The sequence below is a fragment of the Streptomyces kebangsaanensis genome (genome assembly GCF_001906585.1).
GTDB lineage: Bacteria > Actinomycetota > Actinomycetes > Streptomycetales > Streptomycetaceae > Streptomyces > Streptomyces kebangsaanensis.
Window position 1 is genome coordinate 142,984 of sequence record NZ_JUJA01000154.1, and the last position, 3,911, is coordinate 146,894.

Annotated in this window: 3 protein-coding genes and 1 pseudogene; all 4 read right to left on the reverse strand. The window is 68.6% G+C overall.

Annotated features, from left to right (window positions below; all coding sequences use genetic code 11):
* Nucleotides 1-17: 17 nt before the first annotated feature.
* Complete coding sequence (locus tag RH94_RS25720) at nt 18-1,232, reverse strand: IS110 family RNA-guided transposase (RefSeq protein ID WP_073950367.1); 1,215 nt, start codon at nt 1,230-1,232, stop codon at nt 18-20.
* A gap of 282 nt (nt 1,233-1,514) precedes the next feature.
* Nucleotides 1,515-1,910, reverse strand: a pseudogene (locus tag RH94_RS25725) (transposase); the annotation flags it as partial.
* Between the two features lie 82 nt (nt 1,911-1,992).
* Complete coding sequence (locus RH94_RS25730) at nt 1,993-2,205, reverse strand: hypothetical protein (RefSeq protein WP_234426052.1); 213 nt, start codon at nt 2,203-2,205, stop codon at nt 1,993-1,995.
* Nucleotides 2,206-2,402: 197 nt separating this feature from the next.
* Nucleotides 2,403-3,791: an IS1380 family transposase gene (locus RH94_RS25735; RefSeq protein WP_073945630.1), complete on the reverse strand. Its 1,389-nt coding sequence runs from the start codon at nt 3,789-3,791 to the stop codon at nt 2,403-2,405.
* Nucleotides 3,792-3,911 lie beyond the last annotated feature (120 nt).

The following is a 3,911-nucleotide window of genomic DNA, read 5'->3' on the forward strand; positions in this document are numbered from 1 at the left end:
GGGGGCGGGTGGGCTGGTCAGGCGGCGAGGCCGAGGGTACGGGGTTCGTAGAAGGTGCCGGTGCGGATCATCGCGTGGATCACGTTCACACGTTGTCTCGCCAGGCGGAGGATGGCCTGGGTATGGGTCTTGCCGCGGGCGCGCTGGCGGTCGTAGTAGACCCTCGAGGCCAGGTCGCTCTTGCAGCCGATCGCGGCGAACGCGGCCTGGAACAGAGCGCGTTTGAGCAGGCGGTTGCCGCGGTGGGGTGCGTGCTCGCCGCGGATGGAGGTCCCCGAGGACTTCGTCGCGGGGACGAGTCCGGCGTAGGAGGCGAGGTGCCCGGCGGTGGGGAATCCGCTGCCGTCGCCGATGGCGACGATCACGGCGGCCGTGGTCCTGACGCCCATGCCGGGCAGCGACGTCAGGAGGTGGAAAAGAGGGAGGGCCTCCAGCAGGGCGGCGATCTCGGCCTCGGTGGCCTGACGCTGGGTGTGGGCGGCGGCGAGCTGGGCGGCAAGTCCCGGAACGATCAGGGCGGAGGCGTCGGTGCCGGGGACGGTCAGGGTCTGCTCGGCCAGGGCGGTGAAGATCTCCTCGGTGAGCCGCTTCGCCTTGCGCGAGCCGTGCGCCTTGAGCAGAGCCTCGCAACGGGCCCGGCCGAGCTTCTTCAGTTTCCCCGGCGAGCCGTGCCGGCTCAGCAGGGCCTGAATGCAGGGATAGTGCAGACGTGCACCCAGGACACGTTCCAGGGAGGGGTGGATCTGGGCGAGGAGGCCGCGCAGCCGGTTGGTGGTGCGGTTGATCTCACCGGCCAGATCGTTGTCGTAACCGGTGAGCATGGTCAGCTCGGCGAGTGCCTCGTCGTCGCGGTCGATCGCGCGCAGGGTGTGCGGCATGGTGCGGGCGGTGTCGGCGATGACGTAAGCGTCGCGGGCGTCGGTCTTGGCCTCGCCGGGGTAGAGGTCGGCGGCCCGGCGCATGGACAGGCCGGGCAGGTAGGCGACCCGGCAGCCCGACGCGCGGGCGGCGGCAATCGACAGGGCGCCGATCTTGGCGTCCTGGTCGACGACGACCAGGACGGTACCGAACTTCGCGACCAGCTTCTCGAAGAGCTCTTGCAGTTTCGGCTCGGTGTTGGGCAGCCGCCTGTCGTGGACGGTCTTGCCCTGCCCGGTCAGACCATGGGCGTGGTGGAACTCCTTGCCCAGGTCAAGGCCGAGGAACAGATCTATGCCGACGGTGTCGACCATGCACGCGTGCCCCCTCGACGTGCCCTCGTGCCCGATCCTGGCCGTCCCTGCGGCACCACACGCCGGCAACCACGTTACGCAGACATCCCGTCCCTGAAGTGGTCCGGCGTTGCGCCGGACCGGGCGGTCGTCAGGCCCCTCATCAGCGGTCAAGCGGTGCCCTGAGGCCCGGCGGCACCCCCCAGGTCATGCGTACGACAGGGGGCACACAGCCATACCGGGCCCGGGGGCCAGGCGCCCCGTTGCGGGGCCACGAAAAAGGTAACGGGGGGACAGGTCCCAGATCACCATCTCGTCAACGCCGGTCAGGCGCTTCTGCCGCTTCCTGACGATCTTCGGTTCGAAGGAGCCGTCCCGGTCGCGGGGCACGGATATCTCGACCGGGCCGACGTCGGTGAGTACGGTCTTGGCGCGGGTGCCGTTGCGGCTGTTGCCGCCGTTCTTCCCGGCCGGATCGTGCTTGTCATAGCCGAGATGGTCGGTGATCTCGCCCTTCAGGGCGGACTCCAGCAGACGCTTGGTGAGCTGCTGGAGCAGACCGCATTCGCCGGTCAGCTGGAGACCTTCCGCTTGAGCCCGGCCAACCAGCTCGTCAATCAGCTGGTCATCCACGGACTTCGACGGCTGCGGCTCAGCCAACTCGGCGTTCTCGGAATCGGCCACGTTCTCTCTGGTCATCGGTGCATCTTCCTTGATCGGGAGTTGCACCGAACGTCTTACAGTCCTTGCATCAGCGTGGGACGTCGCAGCCCTCGCAGGCTCAGCGGAGCGTGGTGGGGTCGAGTATCTGGTCGGCCGGCGGTGGGGTGGTGTCGACGGGCTTGTTGTGGTCGGTGAAGGTGAGGTCCACGGACTCGTTGCCGCCTGCGACCGTACCCCTCAAGAGGTAGGGCTTGCCCTCCTTGGCGATGTAGACGGTCGTGGTCTCGGTCGTGGTCTTTTCGGCGAGCACGGCGACCGGCCGGCCGCCCACGGTGGCATCGGCTTCGCGGGTGGAGTTTCCGTCAGGTACAGGACTCAGCCTCGATCCACCGCGTGATCTTTGATCGCGCGGTGTGATTGGTTTCGGGGTGGATTTTCGGTTCCGGGCAGGGCGGGTTTCCGGATGGCCGTTCCGGTGGCGGGTTCTCCGAGGTCTTCCAGATCGTGGACGGGCGGGGGTCCGGTTGGTCAGGTCTGCATCCGCTGCCCGGTGGCGGTCCACAGGTCGGTGAAGTCGTCGGCCCAGCGCCAGCGTCGGGGCAGATGCAGCACTACTCGTCGTCCCGGGCGGGCGATGCGGGCCGGAACGGCGATGAGATGACGGCGGATCGTGCCGGTCCGTGCCCGTGCGTGGAAGGCGGAAGCGAGGTGTCCGGCCGCGCGGGTGAGGTTGTAGGCGGTGGCGGCCAGGGTGAGCCAGGCCGCGTTCGCGGTGAACTTCCCCGAGGGCAGGTGGGCCAGGGCGGAGTCCTCCAGATCGGCGAAGACCTGTTCCACCGCGGCGTGAGCACGATGCATGGGCTCGGCGTCGGTCAGGACGAAGGTGCTGTCGGTGAAGACCACATGATGGCGCCAGACCGCGAACAGCTCACTTTGTCCGTCGGGCACCGTCTTCGGGTTCAGCCGCTTCACGCGGCGGACGATCAGCCGGGCGGTGGTGTGGAACTGCTTCTTCTTGCTGGTGAACGCGGTGAACGGGATCTCGGCGATCTCGGCGTCGGAGATCCAGCGTTCCTCCTCGGCGTCCCAGATCGCGTCGGTGTACCGGATCGGCGTCCAGGCGTCCTCGGCGATGGACGCGATCGCTTCGCGGATCGTCTTGGTGACCGCGACGGCCAGCGAGAAGCGGGCGCCGGCCCGACGGCAGGCGGCGACGACCTTGTGGGAGAAGTAGGCCGAGTCGGCGCGCACGATGATCTGTGCGGTGATCCCCATGGCCCGCACCGTGGTCAGCGCCTCGCGCAGCAGACTCGCCGCCCCCTTGCCGGAGCCCGCCGAGCCCCTGCGCAGCCGGGTGGCGACGATGACCGGCGCGCAGGTGGACGTCTTGACCGTGACGATCTGGAAGTGCAGCCCGCGGACCTTGGTGTAGCCGAACGAGGCGCCCTGCTTGGCCGGGCCGTAGACCTGCTTGACCTTGGAGTCGATGTCGACGAACACCACCTCGTCCGTCGTGGGCACCAGTCCGGTGTGGGCGGCCAGGTTGCAGGTGAACGCGCTTGTCGCGGACTGGAGTTGCCGGACGTGTCCCCAGGTGAAGGCGCGCAGGAAGGTGCCCAGCGTGGACGGTGCCCGCACCCCTGCGAAGAGCTTCCGCAGCCCTCCGTGCCGCAGGACATCCAGGTCGTCGATGGAGTCGGCGCCGGCGGCCATGCCGCCCACGATGCTCATCGCCTTCGCGTCGGGGGCCGTGCCGGCGCCGTTGGCCGCGCCGGTCAGTTTGACCTTCTCGGCCACCAGAGCCGGCAGGCCGCACCGCTCGGCCAGCCGGATCACCGGGACCAGTCCGGCATGCGCGATGAGATTCGGCTCGTCGAACGCGGCAAACACCCGCGCCGGGCTGTGGGACGATTTCACTTGAGAGGTGCCTTGCAGGTCGGGACCGGTGGAAGCGTAGGAACTCCCATCATCCCAGGTCAGCGGGCACCTCTTCTGATTTCTCCGTCCACGGCCCGTCCGCTACGCGGTGGATCCAGG

Excerpts from the sequence above, each read along its gene's own strand:
- RH94_RS25720 (WP_073950367.1), bottom strand. The coding sequence starts at position 1,232 with ATGGTCGACACCGTCGGCATAGATCTGTTCCTCGGCCTTGACCTGGGC.